Raw genomic sequence first — 22,930 nt, forward strand, 5'->3', positions numbered from 1 at the left:
AATAAGGATTTGTGAGAGGAGTAAATCGAATAATGAATATTCAACAACAGTTGACGATTACGGTAATTATTTCTAGCGCCTTATTAACAGGATGCCAAACGATGAGCGCGGGTGAATGCCAAACTGCTGATTGGAACAAAATTGGTCAACAAGACGGAAATGCTGGTCGAGTTGATAATATTGGTGATCGCGTGGATAGTTGCAGCAAAAATACAGTCGTCGTCACCCCCAATAATATCCATGCCTATCGCCTCGGTTATGCACAAGGAGTCGGCTACTATTGTCAGCCTCATCGGATCCTAGATGATGCACTGGCTGGGCGTAATCATCTTGATGTCTGTCCATTGCCGCTGCAAAACGGCCTCTACCCCTTTGCCCAGGCGGGACAACGTGTTTACCAGGCGAATCAGAAAATTGATCAACTCCATAGTGAACAAAACTCATTAAGCAATGAACTACAAGACAAAAAAACAAGTGAAACACGGAGTAAGGAAATTAGACGGCGACAATATCAACTCACCAATGAACTTCAAGATGCCGTGATTGAACTTCGGCAGGCACGTATTATGTTAGGTGCCCTATAAGAATATCTAACGCGAGAATTGTAAGGCACTTAAATGAAGACAACACAAATACGATTTACGTTTGCTACACTCTGCAACCAGACTCCATGATAGATACTCATCTAAACGCTGACATATGCTGACCTCCGCTAGACGTACACCTAAAAGAAGACTTTTAGTCATCAGTGCACTGATACTTTCGCTTGTGCTGCATCTGATCGTCGGAATCCCTGTAGTCTTGGATATGTCATGGCAAGATATTATTAACACTTTGCGAGAAAAAATCACTCAATTGATTCATCCAGAAACCCCAGATGAAGTTCTTGCACGCAAAAAAGCCAAAGCTGTACCTAAAGTAAGCCTTAACCTCGGCCAAAAATCTAATAACGAACCAACAAAACGTTCTGAGATCATGACCATCAGACTGATTCAAGATCAGCCTACCGCACCTGCAAAGCCCCCTAAAGAAAAGGTTCGCTCAGAAGTTCCAAAGGCTACGACTGCAAGCAAAACAAAAAAAGTAACGGCTAAAGGGACCCATAAGGGTGAAACAAAACCTGATTATGATTTATATGACAAATTAATCGCAACACCTGAGACATCACCTAGTGGTCCTGTATCACTTGACGACGACGACAGTGAACAAACCTATGACTTACAAAAAAATACCCTTATCGACAATACTACAGTCCATGTAGAACCTTCTGTTGCGCCGGCTCAACCAGTAGCTAAGCCAAACTTACCATCGGATGCCCCCCCACCCTTTCCAGTGGAAATTCAAGCCAACTATAAGACCTCGGGCTATGGTTTTAGCCTGAATATGAATAGTGAATGGCGTATGGAAGGTCGACGTTATAGCATTACGGATAAGGCCAGTGCTTTAGGCTTCAAGGTTCGTGTAACCAGTGATGGTGCCATAACAGAACAAGGACTACAGCCCAATCAGTTCCGTGTTCTGCTGAATAGCAATGTCATTCGTATGGTCGATTTTGACCACAATGCAAAAATAATCAATTATGGCAAGCCCAGCAATTTAAAACAGCTTCCCTTCAATACGAAGATTCAAGATGTTGCTAGCATCGGTTTTCAAATGGCTTTGGCATATGGTGATAAATCACAAGACATGCAACTGACATTGGGAACGGGAATTTATAACCTACACTTTGAACTCCTTGATGAAGAACTGCTTAAACTCCCTGTCGGGAAGGTCCGGACCTTGCATATTCATGGTGTCAACACCAGCGGTTCACCGATAACAACCGACATATGGCTTGCACCGGACTACCGTAATATGCCGGTCAAAGTCAAAGTGACTCGTGGCAGTGAAGTTATAGAACAAAGTTTGAGCTCGCTTGCGATTGAGGGTACCGTCATTTTTGGTAAAAAACGCCAAGCTGAAATTGATGCAGCCGCAAGTGAAGCAGAAACGAAAGCACCTGCAGAACTACCTGATGCTATTAAAACGACTGAGGAATTTTGAGCTAAAAAAACCCGCTTAACATAGCGGGTTTTTTGACTTAACCATTCGGGTTTACTCGCTACGCGGACGTAAACCATTAATGATTAAAGATTGAATATTCTCTACCGTACTTTTCAGAAAACGATCATTATCGAGTGTTTTTCCAGTAATCGCTTCGATTTGAACATGAAAATCTGCATAATGCTGCGTGGTTGCCCATAAGGTAAAAATCAAATGGAATGGGTCAATCGGCGCAATTTGACCAGCATCACTCCAAGCCTTGATCACTTTGGCTTTCTCGCGAACTTGCTTGCGCAACTTACCTTCAAGCAGTGATTTCAGAAGTGGTGCGCCTTGGATCATTTCTAAACAAAACAAACGTGAAGCTTGTGGATAGTCACGAGAAACTTCAAGTTTTTGTTTGATATATTCTTTAATGGATGATACTGCATCCTGATCTGCAGATAGCGCTTCAAAAGGCGCCATCCAAACCGATAAAATGTCTCTAAGTACGTACAGGTATAGATCATCTTTTGATGAGAAGTAATACAGCAGATTTGCTTTGGAAACGCCTGCGAGTTCAGCGATCTGTTCAAGGCTACTCCCATGGAATCCATACATGGAAAAAACAGCTAACGCAGAATCTTTAATCGCTTTCGTCTTCAGTTCAACTGAACGTTGACGACGAGACGGTGATAAAGAGCTCGACTCTGTACCATCCGCTTGGACTGAACTATCAGCCTTTACTAATTTTTTTTTGGTCATGGCGCGTATCGGTTTAGCAGCAGTCACACCAGATTGCGATTCGTTTAACTCATTATTGTCCATTATATTTAGGCTCCCCAGCTTAAAACCGCATGATGCCATAAACTGCGCACTTTCGATCACTTTTCTACAATATTGATCAAATAATAATTCTTTTTTTTGTCATTTCATTTAATGTTTGGTCAAAAAACAATCTAATTAAAATTTTCAAATCAACATTACATTTTCATCTGATCGTCCATCGACTTTTCACACTTAAAAAATAGTCCATTTGGTCAAGATTAATTCGCTATGATTTGACCAAAGCTGGCGACGATACTCATATGTCGTTTCGAACTGATGATGTGCTATAGCACTTTTTTATGAGTCTTAGCATTATTGTCGTATCGAAATACGGTAGATCAAACTGCTGCTTTACCCAAAGGGTTGAAATATCAACTTTTTAGGATATGGATAAATTAAATATGGCTGATCGCCATTTTATTTTTTCCTAAATGTTTGAGTGATTTAAGTTTTATGCATAGGCGATACCCGCTTTTAGCATAAACCCCATCATGAGCCACAATGTAATCATCTATTACGGCTCGTATCATTGGAGAAAACAATGGCAACAAAATGGTTCCCTGATTGGAGCATCCGTCGAACGCATCAAGATGGTCAAGTCATCGCTACAGATGAACGTTTGCCATGGCCACAAACCCTTCTTATGGGACTACAACACACCTTTGCAATGTTTGGTGCAACAGTACTTGCCCCCTTGCTGATGGGATTTGACCCTAATCTCATGATCTTTATCTCTGGTTTCGGCACTTTATTATTTTTTTTATTGGTTGGTGGCCGTGTTCCAAGTTATTTAGGATCAAGCTTCGCTGTAATTGGTGCAGTCATTACGGTCACCGGATACGCTGGACAAGGTACGAACCCTAATCTCGGCATTGCATTAGGCGGAACAATAGCTTGCGGGCTCCTGTATGCATTCATCGGTCTCGTAGTGATGGCAATCGGTACCCGTTGGGTCGAGCGTCTCATGCCACCTGTTGTGACTGGTGCTGTCGTGATGGCAATCGGTTTAAATTTAGCACCGATTGCAGTAAAGGATGTTTCTGGGTCGGACTTTGATACCATCATCGCGCTGATTACCGTGCTGTCCATCAGCGGTATCGCGATCTTCACTCGCGGGCTAGTGCAGCGATTGCTCATTCTACTGGGACTCATTGCCTCTTATATTGTTTATATCGTATTAACCAATGGGCTTGGCTTTGGTCAACCCATAGACTTCACTGGTGTAGCCCATGCGGCTTGGTTTGGGATTCCGCAATTTAGCCAACCTGTCTTTGATCTCAATGCCATGATCATGATTGCGCCGGTTGCGATTATTCTGGTTGCGGAAAATCTTGGTCACATCAAAGCGGTTAGCGCGATGACGGGACAAAATCTCGATCCCTATATTGGTCGTGCTTTTTTTGCAGATGGTTTATCAACGACTCTTTCCGGCTCGGTTGGAGGTACAGCGATGACCACCTATGCAGAAAATATAGGCGTTATGGCGGCTACGCGCGTCTACTCAAGCCTGGTCTTTGTCGCCGCTGCTGGAGTAGCGATTTTTCTGGGACTCTCCCCTAAATTTGGCGCCCTTATTCATACCATCCCTGCATCTATTCTAGGGGGGACTGCAATTGTGGTGTTTGGTTTAATCGCAGTTGCGGGTGCCCGAATTTGGATTCAGAATAAGGTTGATTTTAGTGATAACTGTAATCTCCTTGTCGCCGCAGTGACTCTGGTTTGCGGTGCTGGTAATTTTGCATTTCACATCGGTCATTTCAATCTCGGTGGAATTGGTACGGCGACGTTTATTGCCATCGCCTTATACGCCCTATTGAATTGGCGCTCCAATAGCAGTCATAAAAGTAATGCAACATCTAATCACCCCGTGATCTCATAAAGACTGCTCTGTTTTAGTCAGTGTTTCTTGGCGAATTATAGATTATGAATCGCTAGTTTCACGGCAAAACAAATCAGCGCACCGCCAGCAACCCTGCTGGCGATTTTGCCTGCTGAAGGAACGGACTTCAAACGAATCGAAATTTGATTGCCAATCAGCACCAAACCTGCCTGATAAAGAAAACTCAAAATTGTTACATGTAGCATCATGATCAATAATGTCAAACGTGATGATTCAGGATGCAAAAAAAGAGGAAAAAAGGCAACGAAGAACAAAACTGCTTTGGGATTTGTCATGCACACGGCAAATGCTTGTCTAAAATAGACCCAAGCCGATTTAACAGGCTCAGGACGAGTTGATAGACTTTGCACTTTCGTGCTTATAAGCTGAAACCCCATCCACAACAAATAACCAGCACCAAACCACTGGAGCCCTTGAAAGATGATTGGATTGGCTTGCATGATTGCGGCTAAACCAACCACTGCGGCAACCATAAAACATAAATCACCCAGCAGCGTCCCAACAACGGCCGCAAACCCTGCGCTTAGTCCATTTTTGGATGTTGCGTTTAAGATAGCGAATGTGGCAGGACCAGGGATCAATTGGAAAATCATGATTGCGGCAATAAAGCTGCCATAGTTTTGAATGTCGAACATAAATTTTTCTTTTATAAATTAATGATGCAAAGCAAGACCATTTGCACTTTCAGTCAATGAAAAGAATAAACACATGCGGAGCTCTGTCAACTGAAGGTACAAATTCACATATGGTTATATTATCAATTGGCATTAGGGCCGTGCTCAAAAAAGTGCGGCTACTGAGGTGCACCCTCAGGTGCAGAGGTCAAGACATCATCCTCTTTACTCCATGCGGGTGAAGTGATCGCATAAAACTCTAATGACTCATTCTGGGCAGCTCGGATGGAGCGCACTGTGCTGGGTGGAACCAAGATAAATGAGCCTGCTTTCACTGCCTGCGAGTAGTTGCCAGTCCAAATCATGCCATGACCCTTTAAAATGAAAAAGGACTCTTCTCCAATTTTGTTATAGCTCCATGCGCTGGCTCTACCGGGTTCTAGATGAAATAAAGCAACGCTATTAAGATCACTTTTTGCTGTGTCTGGAGCACTACGTCCCGTTAGCTCTTTGAGAGTCACACCTGGAGAGACGGTAATTGCCGACAACTGATCAGGATGCAGCACTAAGGGCTCTGCGCTTACCCTCATAGAAATCAATATCATGAAGATGGGAAATACTTTCATTACGCCCTCTCATCGGTAGATCAATCTGTTATGAACAAACTAAACAGTAATTTTTTTAAGGTCAATCCATTTATTCGATAGGGAATATATGGATAAAAAGATATTGTTGAATCACTTGACGTGCCATCGGAGCAGCAACTAGCGCCCATCACTTTCTCGAATCTGTTGCTGTAGCAACACCTCTGCGCAGATCCTCCGAAAATATAACGATAAATTAAGACTCAAAAGCAATATAGATCGTTTTTTGGCTAAATTTTTGGCAAGCAGTCCGTATTGTTGCTCAGCCAACACCCGTAATTTTTCAATTTGCTTCCACAGCAGCATCATTTCAACAAACTATTGCATGTTGATCAGCAACTCATCCTAGTCACTAAAAATAAACTATTAAAAACAATGAATTAAATTTGGCATATCGATTGCTCTATCCGTAGTGCATGGCGTGCTGGTTATCCCCTCCCCGAAATGACCAGCATTTCATCCCTTATTTTTTAAACTCAACGGAGATAACCATGACGATCGATTACAACAGCGTACGTACTGATATTCGCAAACTGGCAGATGAATCCATCCGCCCGAATGCAGCGCATATCGATGAAACCTATACCTACCCTCGCCAAAACTTAAATGCTTTGGCAAAAGCAGGTTGGAATAGCATTTTTTTATCTAAACAAGACGGTGGACTTGGACTCGATTTTGTTTCTTTTGCGATAGCCTCTGAAGAAATTGGACATGCCTGTGCATCAACTGGTTTGGTTTATGTTATGCACTCAGGCGCATTTAAAACTATTCAGCTCTACGGCAATGAAGATCAGAAGACACGCTGGCTCAAAACTGCGCGTGATGGTCTAGTCGGCACCTACTCAACCAGTGAAAAAGCATCTGGTGGTCACTGGTGGTACAACTTTAGTGAAGCCTCGCGAGATGGTGATGACTATCTTTTAAATGCTGAAAAATCCTTTACCACGAGTTCAGGTCAAGCAGATTATTATCTTGTACAAACGCGTACCCCTGGAGCAAAAGGACCAACAGAGATTTCATTCTTTATCGCAGATGGTAAGCATCCGGGCATCAAATCAGGTGTATGGGAAGCGCTGGGCGTTCATGGTAATCACAGTGGTCCGATCCGCTATGAAAACGTCAACGTACCGCAAAAAGATCGCCTAGGAGAAGAAAACCAAGGCAAAGACATCATCTATCACGGTGTTTCGCCTGTTTATTTAATCGGCTTAGGCGCAGTTTGGCATGGCGTTGCTAGAGCAGCACTGGAAGAAGTGGTCAAGTATGCAACCCGTACCACCCATCAAGACTTCAATCGCAGCCTGTCAGATTATCAAGTTCTCCGCCAACAAATCGGCGAAGCCAAAATTCTTGTTTCAAGCTTAGGCCCATGGCAAGCAGACCTTGCACGTCAACTCAATGAACTTGAAGCAGCAGGACGCCCTCAAGGTGAAATCCTACTACCGCTCACAGAATTCAAGGTTCATGCGGCTGAGGTTGCCAACAAAGTTGCACGTCTCGCGCTCGATATCAGTGGCGGTTATGGCTACAAGCGTGGCCTGCTCGAACGTCTCTTCCGGGATGCACGCGCTGGTATTGGCATGGGTCCATCCAACAACATCGCCCGTGAGTGGATTGGCAAAGGTCAGGTTGGCTTACCACTTGAGCTATTTGAAGCTGGCGGCGAATAAATTCTTAACTAAACCATTTCCTTTTTTTTAATTTTGTCTTGGGGACAAACAATCATGATTCAGACTAAACAACTCAGCATTGCGTTACTCACCATTACTGCGGCAATCTCACCTTTCGCTCAAGCCATTGATCTTGATGCGGGGGACTATGACACTGCGCCTGCGGGCACGACCGCAGGACTACTCTATCTTCAGCATGCAGAGCGCGGCAGTCTTTATAGCGGTAGTGACAAAGTTGCAGGACATAATGAACTCGACTCGAATATCGGTATTGCGCGTCTGGTGCATTACACCGATATTGGTGGCATATTAACACTGCCTCAAATCCTACTGCCTTTTGGCCAACTTAAAGCCAAAGACGATGCCAGTGGACTAGGCAAAGCCAGCGGATTTGGTGACGCGATTCTGGCGATTCCAACGTGGCTGGTGAATGACACGGTCAATCACACTTACTTTGCAATCGCCCCCTATCTCTACTTGCCAACAGGCAGCTATGACCGTAACAAAGCCTTAAATTTGGGCGAAAATCGCTATAAAGGGACACTACAAGTTGCCTACTCTACCCGTCTAACACCGGATATTGCCTGGGATGTTGCAGGGGATGTCACTGTTTATGGCGATAACTCTGATGCCGTTGGCGGTACGTTAAAACAGGATTTGGGTTATCAGGTTCAAACCAATGCACGCTATTTCTTGAGCCCTAAAGCAGACCTCCGTGCCGGGATCTCCTATGCGGATGCCGGTGAGACCAAACAAAATGGTATTAAAAGTGATGCAACGACTCAAAGTAAATTTTGGCTCGGCAGTGCCTTTTGGGTCGCGCCTAAAACGCAATTTATCTTGACCTATGGCCGTGATATTAAAGTTGAGAACGGCTTTAAAGAAGACAATCGTCTGAACTTCAGATTGCTGCAAATCTTTTAAAATCTTATTGAGAAGTGCATATATATAAAAAAGAGCATTTCATGCTCTTTTTTATATCATCAGTTGATAACAACCTGACGTCTCTTAACATTAAAGATCAAGAAGCTTAGAAAAGCTAATATCCAGACGCCGAGTCCACCATACAGCATAACCAGCGTAAAGCCTCTGTTTAATGCAGCATGCGCTATCACTCCTGTTGAATCCAATACAGACAACGCAGGAAAGCTCTGTGTAAGCGACGTTAAACTCCCCGATGCTATTTTTGTGGACAATAACAGCAATTGTGTGGGGTTAAAGGCCGTATTTAATGCACTCTTGAGATAGGACATCACACCAACTTGCAAAATGAACCCCATCAATGCAATGTTAATCGCTAAGGTGATCAAGCGTGCACTCATGTCGATTCCTGATGCCATTCCTGCACGAGAGCTTGATACAGCAGCTGTGGCAGTATTAGTAACCGGAGTATTGGTTAGACCTAATCCCACTCCAGCCAAGGCACAACCTGGCAGCATAGTGAGCCAACTGACATGGGTCACACTCGCACCAAACCACATCAACATAAAACCAAGCCCGATAGTGAACAACCCCAATGGAATAATGATTCCGGATTGATAACGCAGTGATAGTCTCTCTGCCACTGGAGGGATCACCAGCGTTGGAAGCGTATAGGCTAGTAATGAAAGGCCAGTTGATACAACGTCATATCCAAGCCCGCTCTGAAAATAAATCGGTAAATAGATGATAAATGGCCAGAAACTAAAATTCATGCCGATTGATCCCATAATCGCACCCGAGAAATTACGAGCTCTAAAGACAGAGAAATCAAACATCGGATAAGGATTCTTCTGTTCAACCGTCCAGAAGAGAAACAAACCAAAGATTGATGCAACGAATATGGCAAGCGCTGTAGTACTGCCAAAACCAAGTTCTGGCCCCTGAGTGATAAAGTAGGCAAAGCCGAATACAGAAAGAGATAACGTCACAACTCCCCAGATATCCAGTTTTTTGGCATCAGGATCTTTGGACTCAATCACATGAGTGGAGACAAGTAAGACAGCAATAGCAGCTATCGGCACATGGATCAACAATACCCACTGCCAATTGAGTAGCGCAATGATCATGCTACCGATGATGGGGCCAAACCCTAAGCCTATACCTAAGATCACTCCCCATATGGCAAATGCGCGGCTACGTTCTGCTCCTTCCTGAAACTGATGAGAGAGCGCTGCAATCTGGCAAATGAGCATTGCGCCGCCACTAATACCTTGGAAGAATCGTCCCCAGATCAATACGTTGACATTCTGAGCCAAGCCACAAATGAGCGAAGCGATCCCAAATAAAATTAATGTGATGATTAAAATACGCTTTCGCCCAAAACGATCAGCCAAAGTTCCTGCTGCCATCAGGATTGTCGTACAACCAATCGTGTAGGCATTCATAATCCATTGCATATCTTTAAATTCTGCATGCCATAAAACCTCAAGTGTCGGCAAGATCACGGGCACGCTGGAAATTTCTAAAGAAAACATCAACGTTGCTAAACAAATCGCAACGAGTGCAATCATATTTTGACGTGGATGAGCATGTGTACTCATTTTTGAGGAGGAAAAAGTCATAGCGCTTCTACCTATTTTAAAGTGAACTTTATTCGAAGAATACGCATAGAAAAGAGCATCTATTAAAGAAACAACAATGCTTTGCTCTGCCATATATTCAACAGCCGTTTTCAGTTGCCGCGGTGTTGACGCTAGTATGCAAAGAATGGATAATAATATAAACATATGTATAGCTATTTCAGTCATAACAAATATGGATAACTAACTGTGAGTGTACTGGACGTTGAGGCTGTTCAAGCTTTTGTATTGGTCGCGGATCTAGGGAGCTTTACCAAGGCTGCCCAGGCTATTGGGACATCTCAAGCAGCGATCAGCGTTAAGGTTAAACGTTTAGAGGATAGCCTAGGTTATCGCCTCTTGGAGCGAACCCCCAGACGAGTTCAGTTGTCTATGCATGGCAGTGCTTTCCTTAATCCTGCACGCAACTTCATTCGCGCTCATGAGCTTGCCTTATCCAGCCTATCGACAGGCTTAAGACCCCTTTCATTGGGTATCAGTGACCAAGTCACTAGCCCTGGCCTCCCCACATTGCTTGCCCACCTGAATGACTACAATCCCTCATTAATCATTAAAATCCATATTGATTCCCCTTGTAATCTCATGAATGCTTACGATAAACGGGAATTGGACGCAGTTATCGTGCGCCGCGAGGATGATCCTCGAGAAGGAGAATTATTGATTCGAGAACGTTTTGGCTGGTTCGCTGCTCCGCACTGGGAGTATTGTGTCGGTAAGCCTTTACGACTTGCCTCTTTAGATCGTTCCTGCCGAGTCAGGACTCTAGTGACACAAATCCTTGATCAAGCTGAGATTGCTTGGACTGAAGTGTTTATTGGAGGGGGTATGACGGCGATTGGAACCGCCATTTCAGCCGGTCTGGCCGTAGCTGCCGTTGCTCATAGTGTTGCACCCGCAGATACGGTCGAAGTGGGGCATCTATATGGTTTTCCTGCACTTCCAGACTCGGAAGTCGTTCTGCACTCTCGTCTAGTGGATCCATCAGTCCGCGGCGCGCTCCAGACCCTGGTCGCCTCTTTTCGAGGAAGCACCAATCGCTTGCCATTAAAATAGTAAACAGAGTCATCGCGTGCAATTGGACATTGATGACTCCGTAAGTGAAACAAGATGGCTATTTCTACATTCACTGACTCAACGTTTCACAATCGATATATTCAATATACCCTTGACCGTCAAACGACTTGCCATTGAACTCTCCTGTAAAACGATAACAACTGGCATAGCCTCGCCCATGCCCATATCGCCATTCCGCATCAATCGTACAGTTAATGCTTAAAATGGCTTGACCTTTATCTCTGACAACCCATGAGAATGTCTTTGGTAAACGCATGGTTCGACCTTCAGAGTCGATAGCTGGCTTATCTTGATATGCAGTGATCTTAAAGTCGACATCATTGACATGAATCTGTGCATCTCCCGTCAGGCTACGGATATGAATCCCCTTGAAAGCGGATGTCCCAAGCGAACGTGCGTCCGTCAGCAAAATCTGCGTTGATTCATCTGCATTAATAATCTGATAAGTGAAGAAATCAATCGGCAGTTTCCATGAATCTGGCAGAATCTTTTTGGTCACGGAATGTGGACTGACACAGCGTGCATATTCAAATGTGCATAGACGCTCAATGGGTGTCGTGACACCTGCATACGTCATCGTTCCAGAGCATTTGGCGAGTAAGCTGAAATGATCATAGATCACATTACGTAAAAACCACCCCACCTGATCCGTACACTGGATAGCGACATCTAGCTGAAAATCACCATAGGTCGCACGAACGTGATATTCAGGATAAGTCCCCGAAATGGTGAGATGATCTCCAAACTGAATCAGCGAGCCCTCTTCAACTATCTGGCATTCATTTGCGATTGAGTAGGCTTGATAATGGTAAACACCTTTAGCTGCCGTTGAAGAAAAAAACGTTGCCGTATCCCGAGGGTCAGTCTTAATCAAATAATCATTATCAAAAATAGTAGCTCCCGTAGCCCCTAGCAAAGTCATGATATTGCAATATTTATGAGGCGTTGGCAAATCAGGAAAGAAGATACCATAGTGTGTCCAGCCATAATATTTGGAATGGATATTTGGGCGGATCATTTCAGGAGTTGTAAAAGGAACCGTAGATGCTTTCACAGCACTGTCTAGTAATGGCAAGCCTACTTTAGTCAATGCATTCGCCAGTAGTACCATGGCTTTATGCGTGCCCAAGACAGGCTCTAAATTTTGATTCACGTGCAGCTCTCCATACATTATTGATCAGGAATATGCAGCATATCGCACTTAAACACGAAGCTTTTGACCAGAACGCCATCTCATCAAAGTCTGTAGGGTCTACCTATAAAGCAAAATAATCAGCAGACCAACTGTTGCCAAAGCAACACCTCTTCAACAATAATCGCTGTTTCCTCAGCAACATTTAATATTTTATATCAATAAAATCAATATATTAAAACTGGCACGCTCTCTGCAATAGTAAAGACAACTAAGCACCGTTGTTTTTGCTGTGGAGCATTTCATGTCTGTTAACCAACCCAAGAAACCTACTGTCGTGACGGATAGTCCAATTTTGATTGCGACATCTCTATCTGAATGGTTAGCGCAAACTGCGATCGAACGTGATCGTATCGGCGGTACCCCTAAAGCTGAACGAGACATCATCCGTGACAGTAGCTTACTCACGCTCAGTATCCCGACTCAATACGGTGGTCTGGGTGGTAGCTGGGCAGAGACGCTAGAGACCGTCCGGATTATTGCCCGTGCCGATAGTTCCATTGCACATGTTTATGCCTTCCAGCATCTCATGCTTGCCACGGTTCGCCTCTTTGGCAGTCCTGAACAGTGGGAATATCTCTTTGAGCAAACAGTGTCTCAAAACTGGTTTTGGGGTAATGCTCTCAACCCTCTTGATACCCGAACCGTCAGTGTCCAACACGAAGGATGGCGCGACTTTACCGGTAAAAAGAGCTTTTGCTCAGGTGCTCTTGACTCAGACATGCTAATCGCTTCAGCACGCCAGGATGGCCTAGACCGCCTTGTCATTGCCGCAATCCCAACGCAACGCGCAGGGATCACCCTCTACGAAGACTGGAGCAATATTGGTCAGCGCCAAACTGACAGTGGTAGTGCTGATTTCAATCGAGTACGCGTAGAAGAAAATGAAATTCTGGTTAATCCTGGTCCACTGGGTAATACCTTTGCCACGCTTCGCCCACTGATTGCCCAGTTGATCCTCTCCAATGTCTACTTAGGCATTGCTGAGGGTGCATTTAACTCGGCCAAACACTACACCCAAACCCAAGCACGTCGTTGGCTTCTATCCACTGCGGACCGTCAACCCAATGATCCTTATGCGCTTGAGCGCAGTGGCGAGTTCTGGGTGACGCTGGAATCCGCCAGAGCCTTAAATAATCGTGCGGCAGAACTACTTGATCGTGCATGGGCACGCGATACCCGCCTAACCGAAAGTGAACGCGCCGAAGTTGCCATCGCGATTGCAACCGCAAAAGTCGTTTCAGGACGTGGTGGCCTCGATATCACAACCCGTATCTTCGACATCATGGGCGCACGATCAACAGCAGCAGAACTCGGCTTCGATCGATTCTGGCGCAACCTACGGACTTATACCCTCCATGATCCCATTGATTACAAGATTCGCGAACTTGGGGATTGGACACTCAATGATCAACCACCCAGACCAACCTTTTACTCGTAGTGGTTGCTGATTTAGCAGCGATTATGGAATTTCATTCATGCTTTTTGTTTGTTTTAACTGAATTTTTAATATGTACGGAGTAACAAAATGAGCAAGCCCCTTAAAGTCGTCGCAGTATCAGGCGCACTGCATAAACCTTCAAAAACCGATGCCTTGGTCGAAGCCATTGTCAGTGAACTATCCGTTGCGCTGCCAATCGAAGTCCAGTTTGTCAAATTAAGCGATATCGCGCCACAACTGGCCAATGTGGTATCACGTACAGATCTGCCTACTCATATCTATGCTCAAATCCAAGCCATCGAGGTCGCAGACTTCTTAGTTGTAGGCTCACCCGTTTACCGTGGGTCATATACAGGGCTGTTCAAACATTTCTTTGATTTTGTTGACCATGAGTCGTTGATCGATACCCCTATTTTACTCGCAGCAACAGGCGGCAGTGAGCGGCACGCCTTGGTCATCGATCATCAACTACGACCGCTATTCAGCTTCTTCCAATCATTGACGCTGCCGATCGGTGTCTATGGCACAGACAAAGACTTTACCGACTATCGAATCAATAACGATGCACTGCAAAACCGTATTGAACTTGCAGTCAACCGTGCTTTGCCTTGGTTACTCCAGCCCGACCCACGTAAGCAAGCGGTGTTACGTCAACCCTTTCTCGCCCAACTTTAACAAATTATTTTTAAAAGGAAATTCATCATGAGCACTCATAACACTACTCAAGCCGATCCGATTAAATTTGCCTATTGGGTTCCTAATGTCAGCGGTGGACTCGTTGTCAGTAAAATCGAACAACGTACCAGTTGGGACATTGATTACAACATCAAACTGGCACAACTCGCGGAAGAAAATGGCTTCGAATATGCCCTTTCGCAAATCCGCTTTACAGCGGGTTATGGTGCCGACTTTCAGCACGAACCCGTCGCCTTTAGCCACGCACTGCTTGCTGCGACCAAAAAACTCAAAGTGATCGCAGCCTTGCTACCTGGCCCATGGAATCCAGCTGTTGCAGCCAAGCAACTTGCCACCATCGACCAACTGACCAATGGCCGTATCGCCGTCAATATCGTCAGTGGTTGGTTTAAAGGTGAATTCACGGCTATCGGTGAGCATTGGCTAGAGCATGATGAGCGTTATCGCCGTTCTGAAGAGTTTATCCGTGCACTAAAAGGCATTTGGACTACGGATAACTTCAGCTTTAGTGGCGACTTCTATCGCTTTAATAACTACACCTTAAAACCTAAACCACTCCAACAACATCCGCATCCTGAAATCTTTCAGGGCGGGAGCTCACGCGCTGCGCGCGATATGGCGTCTCGTGTATCCGACTGGTACTTCACCAATGGTAATACCGTTGAAGGCATCAAAACTCAAGTCGATGATATTCGTGCAAAAGCTGCCGCAAACAACCATAGCGTTAAGGTGGGTGTCAATGCGTTCATCATTGCTCGAGATACGGAAGAAGAAGCACGCGCAGTGCTCGCTGAAATCATCGAAAAAGCAGATCCTGAGGCGGTTAATGCTTTTGGTGATGCCGCCAAACAGGCTGGAAAGTCATCCCCTGAAGGCGAAGGAAACTGGGCTAAATCGAGTTTTGAAGACTTAGTGCAATACAACGACGGCTTCAAAACCAATTTGATTGGAACACCACTGCAGATTGCGGAACGGATTATTGCCCTAAAAGCCGCTGGAGTCGACTTAGTGTTGTCTGCATTCCTGCATTTTCATGAAGAAGTTGAGTACTTTGGCAAAAACGTACTGCCCTTAATTCGTGAACTGGAAGCGGCTGAAGAACAACGTAAATCTGCCTAAAACTGTCACCACACAACTGCTCAATGAATCTGAGTAGGGAGGAATCCAGAATGCCTGAAATCACACCAAAGCTGCCGCAAACGCTTCCTGAGCTTTTGCGCAATCAGGTCATTCTGCGGCCTCGTCATGTTGCCCTGCGTCATAAACGACTTGGAATCTGGCAAGAATGGACATGGCAAGATTTATTGAATCAAACACAGCGCTACGCAAGTGCTCTTGCCAGCTTGGGATTTAGTGCCGACTCAAGCTTGCTGCTGCTAAGCCGACCTCGTGTAGAGGCTTTGCTATTGGCGCTTGCTGTGCAGTCACTCGGAGGAACAGTACAACCTCTGGATCCAGATCTCACCCATGATGAGCTGCAAGTACTACTCAAAGGGATCAACCCCAAATTTATCTTCAGTGAAGGTCAAGCTGAAGTCGATCAGCTTATTGAAAGTCAGATTTCACCTCAACTGATTCTTTACGCAAATTCCCGTGGACTGAGTCACTACAAGCTCCCCAGCTTATTATCAGTCGATCAGCTGTTAACAAGTTATGTCGAGCTGCCAAGCGTTCAAATCAAACCAGAGGCATTTGCATTTGTATTTTATGGACTCGATAGCGAAGGCAGCCTTATTCATCAAAAACTTAGCCATCAACGTCTGATTAATGAAGCAAAGCATCTGATTGAGCAAACTGGGCTGACTCATAAAGAAGATGCTCTTGCAGCCAGAGCATTTGCGACCGCTGGACAAGCACGCTATTTAGTTGCGCCATGGCTTGTCGCCGGATTTCGCTTGAACTTTCCGGAAAATCTTGCCACACGCGACAATGATCGCCGAGAACTATCCCCATCTCTCGTGCTCGGTACAAATGCGACCTTTGCACGCGTCGCTCATTTAGCTGAACAGAAACTACCAACGACAGGAACGCTAGCCTATCGTATTTATACATGGGCGTGGAATCAAGAAACTCACAACCCACTGGCATGGATATTAACGCGATTAATTCGCCGGGTCTTACGAGAGAACCTTGGTTTTGCACGTCTTAGGACTGCGTTATTAATCGGTGAGCCGTTAGCAAAAGCTCATGCAGATTTTTATGCCAGTCTCGGCATTCGTATCAAAAGACTCGCCGCCACAGGGGTTACACAGTCTCATCCAGCTCAAACATCACCCGTACAGACGCTGCAATCCGAACTACAAAAAAACAAACAGCAATCTGAACCCAACCCAAGCAATCCATTGTTGAGATGATGTCGTGACCCAGCAAACTCCTCTATTAAAACTTGAAGGAATTTCTCTGACCTTTGGCGGACTTCAAGTCATTCAAGATTTAGACATCGCCGTGGCTCGTGGCGAGATCTGCTCACTGATCGGTCCGAATGGTGCTGGGAAAAGCTCACTGCTCAATATCATCAATGGAATCTATCAGCCGCATCGTGGAAAAATTACGCTGGACGGTCAACATCTTAAGTCCCATCGACCACAACTCGCGGCCAAACTTGGGATTTCCAGAACCTTTCAGAATCTTGCCTTATTCAAAAAAATGAGCGTACTAGACAACGTGCTGACAGGTCGCACTCTAAAGATCAGCGCAACATGGCCTGAATACCTCCTAGGGCTCCCCCGTGCAAAACGAGAAGCAAACGCTCAGCGTCAAAGTGCAGAAGAAATCATTGCGTTCTTACATCTTGAACCTTGGCGGCACAGCATCGTCAGTACGCTCTCGTACGGTTTACAAAAGCGTGTTGAACTTGCGCGCGCACTTGCAGCAGAACCGAGTTTGCTACTTCTTGATGAACCCATGGCAGGGATGAATAGCGATGAAAAACAGGATATGGCGCGTTTAATCCGTGATGTGAATCGAGAGCTGGGAACGACGGTTGTCATTATTGAACATGATATCGGCATCGTGATGGCGCTTTCAGATCACATCATTGTTCTGGATTATGGCCGAAAAATCGGTGATGGCACCGCAGATGAAATTCGGCAGAACCCTGACGTTCTTGCTGCCTATCTCGGCCAGAGTCCTATCGAAAAACAACAGTTAGAAACCAGACATTAATTAAATCGTTTGAGGGGTTTATGAATTTCTTTATAGAGGTACTAGTTGGTGGACTGCTTGCAGGGATTATGTATTCCTTGGTCGCCATCGGCTTTGTATTGATCTACCGTGCTTCGGGAGTCTTCAATTTTGCACAAGGTGCCTTAGTACTGTTCTCGGCGCTGACCTTTGTCAGTTTAGTTGAACGGGGACTTGCATTTTGGCAAGCCTTTGCCATTACCGTAGTTGTTCTCTTTATCCTTGCAGTTTTAATTGAGCGCTTAGTATTACGGCATTTAATCAATCGCTCTGTAATCACGCTCTTCATGGCCACACTGGGCTTAAGCTACATCATTGAAGGCTTAGCCCAAACAGTATGGGGAACACAAGTTCATGGTCTAGAGCTGGGTATACCCGATGAACCCATTGAGTTTTTTGGCATCCTGATCAGCAAGCTGGATTTGTTTTCAGCCGTGGTCGCAGGACTTCTGGTGATCGCATTGTCACTGCTGTTTAGCAAAACACGCTTTGGTTTATCTCTACGTGCGGTTGCTGATGATCCCCTTGCCGCACAGTCCATTGGTATTCGCCTCAACCACATCTGGATTATCGTCTGGACGGTGGCAGGATTTGTTGCGCTGGTTGCGGGTTTACTCTGGGGCGCCCGTTTAGGCGTGCAATTCTCCTTATCATTGATCGTCCTTAAAGCTCTCCCCGTCCTCATCATCGGTGGCTTTACCTCGATCAGCGGTGCCATTGTGGGTGGTCTTATTGTTGGTGCTTCAGAAAAACTCGCAGAAATTTATCTGGGCGGCATCATCGGTGGAGGGCTTGAGAACTGGTTTCCCTATGCCCTTGCGATCATTTTCCTGCTCATCAGACCATCCGGTTTGTTTGGTGAAAAAACGGTAGCGAGAGTCTAAACCATGATTTTCTTTAATCAAGCCAGACAGATCACTACTGATTACCGTTCTGAGCATCGTTTATTTCGCCTTAAACAGGATCGTTGGTTGTTTTGGGCGGTACTGGCATTTGCCTTGATCGTAGTTCCACACATTGGCACAGACTACTGGTTTAGCGCCATTCTAGTTCCTTTTTTAGTGCTGGGACTTGCAGGATTAGGACTCAATATTCTGACCGGTTATGCAGGGCAGTTGTCTCTGGGCTCTGCCGCTCTTATGGCCGTTGGCGCATTTGCAGCTTATAACTTTCAACTGCGTATTCCTGGAATTGCACTACTCGTGAGCTTCTTCCTAGGTGGTATCGTGACAGCACTCTTTGGCGTATTGATTGGGCTACCCAGTCTTCGAATCAAAGGTTTTTATCTCATCGTTTCTACCCTTGCGGCACAATTCTTTGTTCCTTGGCTGTTGACACAATATGGCTGGTTTTCGAATTACAGCGCATCAGGTGTGATTGGTGCCCCGAAACTTGAGATTTTTGGGCAGGATTTCAATACCCCTTCAGGTCGATATGTATTAACCCTCGGCATCGTTATTCTGCTCGGCTTTGCAGCCCATCGCCTCATTCACAGTCCTTTGGGGCGCAACTGGATGGCGGTTCGTGATATGGATACCGCAGCGGCAAGTATTGGTATTCCCATTTTACGAACCAAATTACTGGCATTCGCAATCAGTTCGTTTTATCTCGGCATCGCAGGAGCACTTTGGGCATTCGCCTACCTCGGCACTGTCGAACCGGATGGTTTTGACCTTAGTCGATCTTTTCAAATTTTGTTCATCATCATTATTGGGGGGCTGGGTAGCATTTCTGGCAGCTTTTTAGGTGCTGCGTTCATCGTTCTTTTACCCATTACGTTGAGTCTGGGCAGCACCGCCTTATTCGGGCAGGGGGCTGATCAAGCGCTATTACAAAATCTACAAAAAATCATTTTTGGGAGTTTGATCATTTTCTTTCTGATCAAAGAACCAGATGGTCTCGCACGGCTTTGGCGCCATTTAAGAGAACGCCTCAAGCTGTGGCCTTTGCGTTATTAAAGCTTTACGTCATAACAATCAACACTAACCTAAAATTTCATTATTAATCAGGAGTCTATAATGTCATCTTCACGTCTTCAACTCGCGGCCCTGACCGTTGCTGTCGGCCTATTAGCAGGTCAAGCAGCGCATGCGGCCAATGAGCAATACTTTCCGCTGCAAAGCTATCGGGTCGGTCCTTATGCTGCTGGGGGTAGCGGATTTTTTGGCGGATTTATTGACTATCTACAAGATGTCAACGCACATGGTGGCGTCAATGGCGTCAAACTCACATGGTCAGAATGTGAAACCGAATATGTCGTTGAAAAAGGTGTGGAATGCTACGAACGCTTAAAAAAAGGGCTTAATGGTGCACCTGTCGCTGCGACCAATCCGTTATCCGTAGGTATTGCTTATGCAACGCTTGAACGCTCCACTGCAGATAAAATCCCACTGATTACCATCAATCACGGTCGTACCGATTCAACAGATGGCAGCGTTTTTCCTTATGTCTTCCCGCTACAGCTCAACCCGTATAGCGAAGTCTCTGCGATCGTAAACTATATTGGGCAGCAGTCTGGCGGCTTAGCCAAGCTTAAAGGCAAGAAAATTGTTGTGCTATATCACGGCTCGCCCTATGGCAAAGAAACCATTCCAGTCATTGATATCCTCGCCAAAAAATACGGTTTTGAAGCCACTCAGATCGAAGTTCCCCACCCGGGCAATGAACAACAATCACAATGGCTGAACATCCGCCGTATTCAACCGGATTGGGTCATCTTACGTGGTTGGGGTGTAATGAATCCTGTCGCCTTAAAAACAGCTAAGAAGGTTGGCTTCCCTGCTAACCATATTATCGGCAATATTTGGAGTAACTCCGAAGAAGACGCAGCCCCAGCAGGCGATGCCGCGAAAGGTTTCATCTCCATTACTACCCATCCATCAGGCACCAATTTCCCTGTCCTGCAAGACATCAAGAAAAATGTAGTAGATGCTGGTAAAGGTAACTTGAGCGATCCTAAACGTTTTGGCACAGTCTATTACAATCTGGGTGTGGTGAACGGAATCCTGAATGTTGAAGCGGTTCGTGTGGCACAAGCAAAATATGGCAAGCGTCCTCTGACTGGCGAAGAAGTCCGCTGGGGTTTTGAACACTTGAATATCGATAACAAACGCTTGACTGAACTCGGTGCCTTAGGACTTGTACAACCCCTCAAACTGTCATGCTCCGATCATGAAGGGGGTGGTGCCGTACGCTTCCAGCAATGGGATGGTAGCAAGTGGAATGTGATCAGTAACTGGATTCAAGCGGATCGTGCATTACTGCGTCCAATTATTGAAACGTCGGCTCAGCAATACGCGAAGGAAAAAGGCATCACTCCTCGCAATTGCAAGATTGAAAAATAAAGGAGCAATCTGATGACGAATCTGCTCGAAGTGCAACAGATTGAAGTAGTTTACGATCAAGCCATTTTGGCTGTCCGTGATATTTCCATCAATGTTACAGAGGGTTCAATTGTTGCTCTACTCGGTGCCAATGGTGCCGGTAAAAGCACGACATTGAAAACCATCTCCCGGCTCGTTAAATCTGAACGCGGGAGCTTAACACGCGGGCAGATTCGTTATCAAAACCAAGATATCACCCATACAGATGCTGCAGCTTTAGTTAAACGCGGTCTCGTGCAAGTTCTCGAAGGACGCCGCTGTTTTCCTCATCTTACCGTTGAAGAAAATCTTCGCTCAGGGACCTTTGTCAATAATCCTTCGCGTAGTGATATTCGTACGGGTATTGAAAAGATCTATCAATACTTCCCGCGCCTTAAGGAGCGGCGAGATACCCAGGCAGGCTATACCTCTGGCGGTGAACAACAGATGATTGCAATCGGTCGCGCGCTTATGACCCACCCCAAATTAATTCTTCTGGATGAACCCTCAATGGGTTTGGCACCGAAGATTGTCGAGGAAATTTTTGCAATTGTGCATACACTCAATCAGCAACAAGGCATTAGCTTTTTAATTGCTGAACAAAATGCACGTTTGGCTCTACAGTATGCGGATTTTGCATATCTTATTGAAAATGGTGAAGTCCGTCATTCGGGTCAAGCAGCGACACTCAATCAACAAGATCATCTTCAAGCTGCTTATCTTGGAGGCGCTAGATCGTCTAAAAAAGCGCACGTTTAAGATGAGAGCAACCCTAAACACGATAGCTTGCGATGATGAACACTACTGGTAAATATCCTTTAATCTCCTTACCAATAACCTCATAAGGTAATCATATATTCTTGGTTCAGCTATAAAAGGTTATTTGGTATCTTAGAAAATACTTAAGATAAGGCCGCACTTCATGGCATTGCTCACCTATCCCAATGCACGTTCGCTCAATACTTCAATTCGCGCAAAGGCGCTGGTCTTTGAAGATGCAAAATCGCGTGCAATTTTAGCGAAAATTGAAAGACTTGCCCCCAGTGAAGCCAATGTCCTGATTATGAGTGAAACAGGAACAGGAAAAGAACTGGTTGCACGTCATATCCACACTTTAAGTCGGCGTAACCAAGGGCCTTTTCTTGCGGTCAACTGTGGCGCTTTCTCAGAAACATTGGTCGAAAGCGAACTTTTTGGTCATGAACGCGGTGCGTTTACTGGCGCAACCGATGCGAAAGCAGGTTGGTTTGAAGCAGCCGATGGCGGTACTTTATTCTTGGATGAAATTGGTGACCTTCCTTTAAACATGCAAGTAAAACTTCTGCGCGTCCTTCAGGAACGTGAAGTTGTCCGCTTGGGCTCACGTAAGGCAAAGCCTGTAAATGTCCGAGTGGTGGCAGCAACCAATATACACTTGGAGAACGCCGTAGCTGCAGGCAAGTTCCGCGAAGATTTATATTATCGCTTGCGCGTAGCCTCAATCGAACTCTCTCCACTACGTGAACGTCCAGGGGACATTTTACCGCTGGCTGAATTCTTTCTACGCGACTATACCAGCCGTCTACACTATGCCCCAGCGACCTTCTCTGAAAGTTCGAATAAAGCGCTGCTATCACATAATTGGCCAGGAAATATTCGTGAGTTAGAGAATGTCATTCACTATGCCCTCCTCGTCTGCCAAGATTCCGTCATCAAACCCGAAGATTTGCAAATGGGTAGCTCCGAGCTACGCACCCAGCAGTC

General features: G+C 45.5%; 21 protein-coding genes. 16 read left to right on the forward strand and 5 right to left on the reverse strand.

From position 1 onward, the window contains the following. Positions 1-32: 32 nt before the first annotated feature. Together ACLHG7_RS13965 and ACLHG7_RS13970 are read left to right on the forward strand one after the other, a co-directional pair. The gene (locus tag ACLHG7_RS13965; protein WP_410211587.1) at positions 33-584 is read left to right on the forward strand and encodes a DUF2799 domain-containing protein; all 552 of its coding nucleotides are present in this window, start codon (positions 33-35) and stop codon (positions 582-584) included. 115 nt (positions 585-699) lie between these two features. Further along, complete coding sequence (locus ACLHG7_RS13970) at positions 700-2,043, forward strand: DUF3108 domain-containing protein (protein WP_410211588.1); 1,344 nt, start codon at positions 700-702, stop codon at positions 2,041-2,043. 51 nt (positions 2,044-2,094) lie between these two features. Here the strand turns inward: ACLHG7_RS13970 and rutR are convergent, their stop codons facing one another. Next, a complete protein-coding gene (gene rutR, locus ACLHG7_RS13975) occupies positions 2,095-2,850 on the reverse strand; it encodes an HTH-type transcriptional regulator RutR (RefSeq protein ID WP_410211589.1) in 756 nt (251 codons plus the stop codon). Positions 2,851-3,391: 541 nt separating this feature from the next. Between rutR and ACLHG7_RS13980 the strand changes: the two genes are divergently transcribed. Beyond that, positions 3,392-4,729, forward strand: coding sequence for a solute carrier family 23 protein (locus tag ACLHG7_RS13980; protein ID WP_410211590.1), 1,338 nt, complete (start codon positions 3,392-3,394; stop codon positions 4,727-4,729). A gap of 35 nt (positions 4,730-4,764) precedes the next feature. Here ACLHG7_RS13980 and ACLHG7_RS13985 read toward each other — a convergent pair whose 3' ends face one another. Together ACLHG7_RS13985 and ACLHG7_RS13990 are read right to left on the reverse strand one after the other, a co-directional pair. Then, on the reverse strand, positions 4,765-5,385 hold the full coding sequence (locus ACLHG7_RS13985) for a LysE family translocator (protein WP_410211591.1): 621 nt from the start codon (positions 5,383-5,385) through the stop codon (positions 4,765-4,767). Between the two features lie 158 nt (positions 5,386-5,543). Further along, positions 5,544-5,954: a cupin domain-containing protein gene (locus ACLHG7_RS13990; RefSeq protein ID WP_410211592.1), complete on the reverse strand. Its 411-nt coding sequence runs from the start codon at positions 5,952-5,954 to the stop codon at positions 5,544-5,546. Positions 5,955-6,499: 545 nt separating this feature from the next. Between ACLHG7_RS13990 and ACLHG7_RS13995 the strand changes: the two genes are divergently transcribed. Both ACLHG7_RS13995 and ACLHG7_RS14000 read left to right on the forward strand, forming a co-directional pair. Further along, entirely contained in the window at positions 6,500-7,678 is a 1,179-nt protein-coding gene (locus ACLHG7_RS13995) for an acyl-CoA dehydrogenase family protein (protein WP_410211593.1), read from the forward strand. Positions 7,679-7,732: 54 nt separating this feature from the next. Then, a complete protein-coding gene (locus tag ACLHG7_RS14000) occupies positions 7,733-8,602 on the forward strand; it encodes a transporter (protein WP_410211594.1) in 870 nt (289 codons plus the stop codon). A 59-nt stretch (positions 8,603-8,661) separates the two neighbouring features. Here ACLHG7_RS14000 and ACLHG7_RS14005 read toward each other — a convergent pair whose 3' ends face one another. Continuing rightward, a complete protein-coding gene (locus ACLHG7_RS14005) occupies positions 8,662-10,221 on the reverse strand; it encodes an MFS transporter (RefSeq protein ID WP_410211595.1) in 1,560 nt (519 codons plus the stop codon). 207 nt (positions 10,222-10,428) lie between these two features. Between ACLHG7_RS14005 and ACLHG7_RS14010 the strand changes: the two genes are divergently transcribed. Further along, complete coding sequence (locus tag ACLHG7_RS14010; protein WP_410211596.1) at positions 10,429-11,292, forward strand: LysR family transcriptional regulator; 864 nt, start codon at positions 10,429-10,431, stop codon at positions 11,290-11,292. 70 nt (positions 11,293-11,362) lie between these two features. Here ACLHG7_RS14010 and ACLHG7_RS14015 read toward each other — a convergent pair whose 3' ends face one another. After that, positions 11,363-12,466: a DUF6670 family protein gene (locus ACLHG7_RS14015; protein WP_410211597.1), complete on the reverse strand. Its 1,104-nt coding sequence runs from the start codon at positions 12,464-12,466 to the stop codon at positions 11,363-11,365. A 283-nt stretch (positions 12,467-12,749) separates the two neighbouring features. On the opposite strand from ACLHG7_RS14015, the gene ACLHG7_RS14020 reads away from it, so the two are divergent. From ACLHG7_RS14020 to ACLHG7_RS14065, 10 genes are all read left to right on the forward strand, one after another. Beyond that, positions 12,750-13,946: an acyl-CoA dehydrogenase family protein gene (locus ACLHG7_RS14020; protein WP_410211598.1), complete on the forward strand. Its 1,197-nt coding sequence runs from the start codon at positions 12,750-12,752 to the stop codon at positions 13,944-13,946. A gap of 87 nt (positions 13,947-14,033) precedes the next feature. Next, a complete protein-coding gene (gene msuE, locus ACLHG7_RS14025) occupies positions 14,034-14,621 on the forward strand; it encodes an FMN reductase (RefSeq protein WP_410211599.1) in 588 nt (195 codons plus the stop codon). A gap of 27 nt (positions 14,622-14,648) precedes the next feature. After that, positions 14,649-15,761 carry a dimethylsulfone monooxygenase SfnG gene (gene sfnG, locus ACLHG7_RS14030; RefSeq protein WP_410211600.1) on the forward strand — a complete coding sequence of 371 codons (1,113 nt, stop codon included), beginning with the start codon at positions 14,649-14,651 and terminating at the stop codon, positions 15,759-15,761. Positions 15,762-15,811: 50 nt separating this feature from the next. Beyond that, positions 15,812-16,996, forward strand: a complete 1,185-nt coding sequence (locus ACLHG7_RS14035; RefSeq protein ID WP_410211601.1) for an AMP-binding protein — start codon at positions 15,812-15,814, stop codon at positions 16,994-16,996. A 4-nt stretch (positions 16,997-17,000) separates the two neighbouring features. Further along, positions 17,001-17,807: an ABC transporter ATP-binding protein gene (locus ACLHG7_RS14040; RefSeq protein WP_410211602.1), complete on the forward strand. Its 807-nt coding sequence runs from the start codon at positions 17,001-17,003 to the stop codon at positions 17,805-17,807. A gap of 20 nt (positions 17,808-17,827) precedes the next feature. Further along, complete coding sequence (locus tag ACLHG7_RS14045) at positions 17,828-18,709, forward strand: branched-chain amino acid ABC transporter permease (protein WP_410211603.1); 882 nt, start codon at positions 17,828-17,830, stop codon at positions 18,707-18,709. A gap of 3 nt (positions 18,710-18,712) precedes the next feature. Beyond that, the gene (locus ACLHG7_RS14050) at positions 18,713-19,783 is read left to right on the forward strand and encodes a branched-chain amino acid ABC transporter permease (RefSeq protein WP_410211604.1); all 1,071 of its coding nucleotides are present in this window, start codon (positions 18,713-18,715) and stop codon (positions 19,781-19,783) included. A gap of 60 nt (positions 19,784-19,843) precedes the next feature. After that, on the forward strand, positions 19,844-21,169 hold the full coding sequence (locus ACLHG7_RS14055) for an ABC transporter substrate-binding protein (RefSeq protein WP_410211605.1): 1,326 nt from the start codon (positions 19,844-19,846) through the stop codon (positions 21,167-21,169). A 12-nt stretch (positions 21,170-21,181) separates the two neighbouring features. After that, a complete protein-coding gene (locus tag ACLHG7_RS14060; RefSeq protein ID WP_410211606.1) occupies positions 21,182-21,946 on the forward strand; it encodes an ABC transporter ATP-binding protein in 765 nt (254 codons plus the stop codon). 163 nt (positions 21,947-22,109) lie between these two features. Further along, positions 22,110-22,930 (forward strand): sigma-54 interaction domain-containing protein (locus ACLHG7_RS14065; protein ID WP_410211607.1); only part of this gene is annotated, 821 nt, incomplete at its 3' end.

The organism is Aquirhabdus sp. (genome assembly GCF_046462495.1).
Taxonomy (GTDB): Bacteria; Pseudomonadota; Gammaproteobacteria; order Pseudomonadales; family Moraxellaceae; genus Aquirhabdus.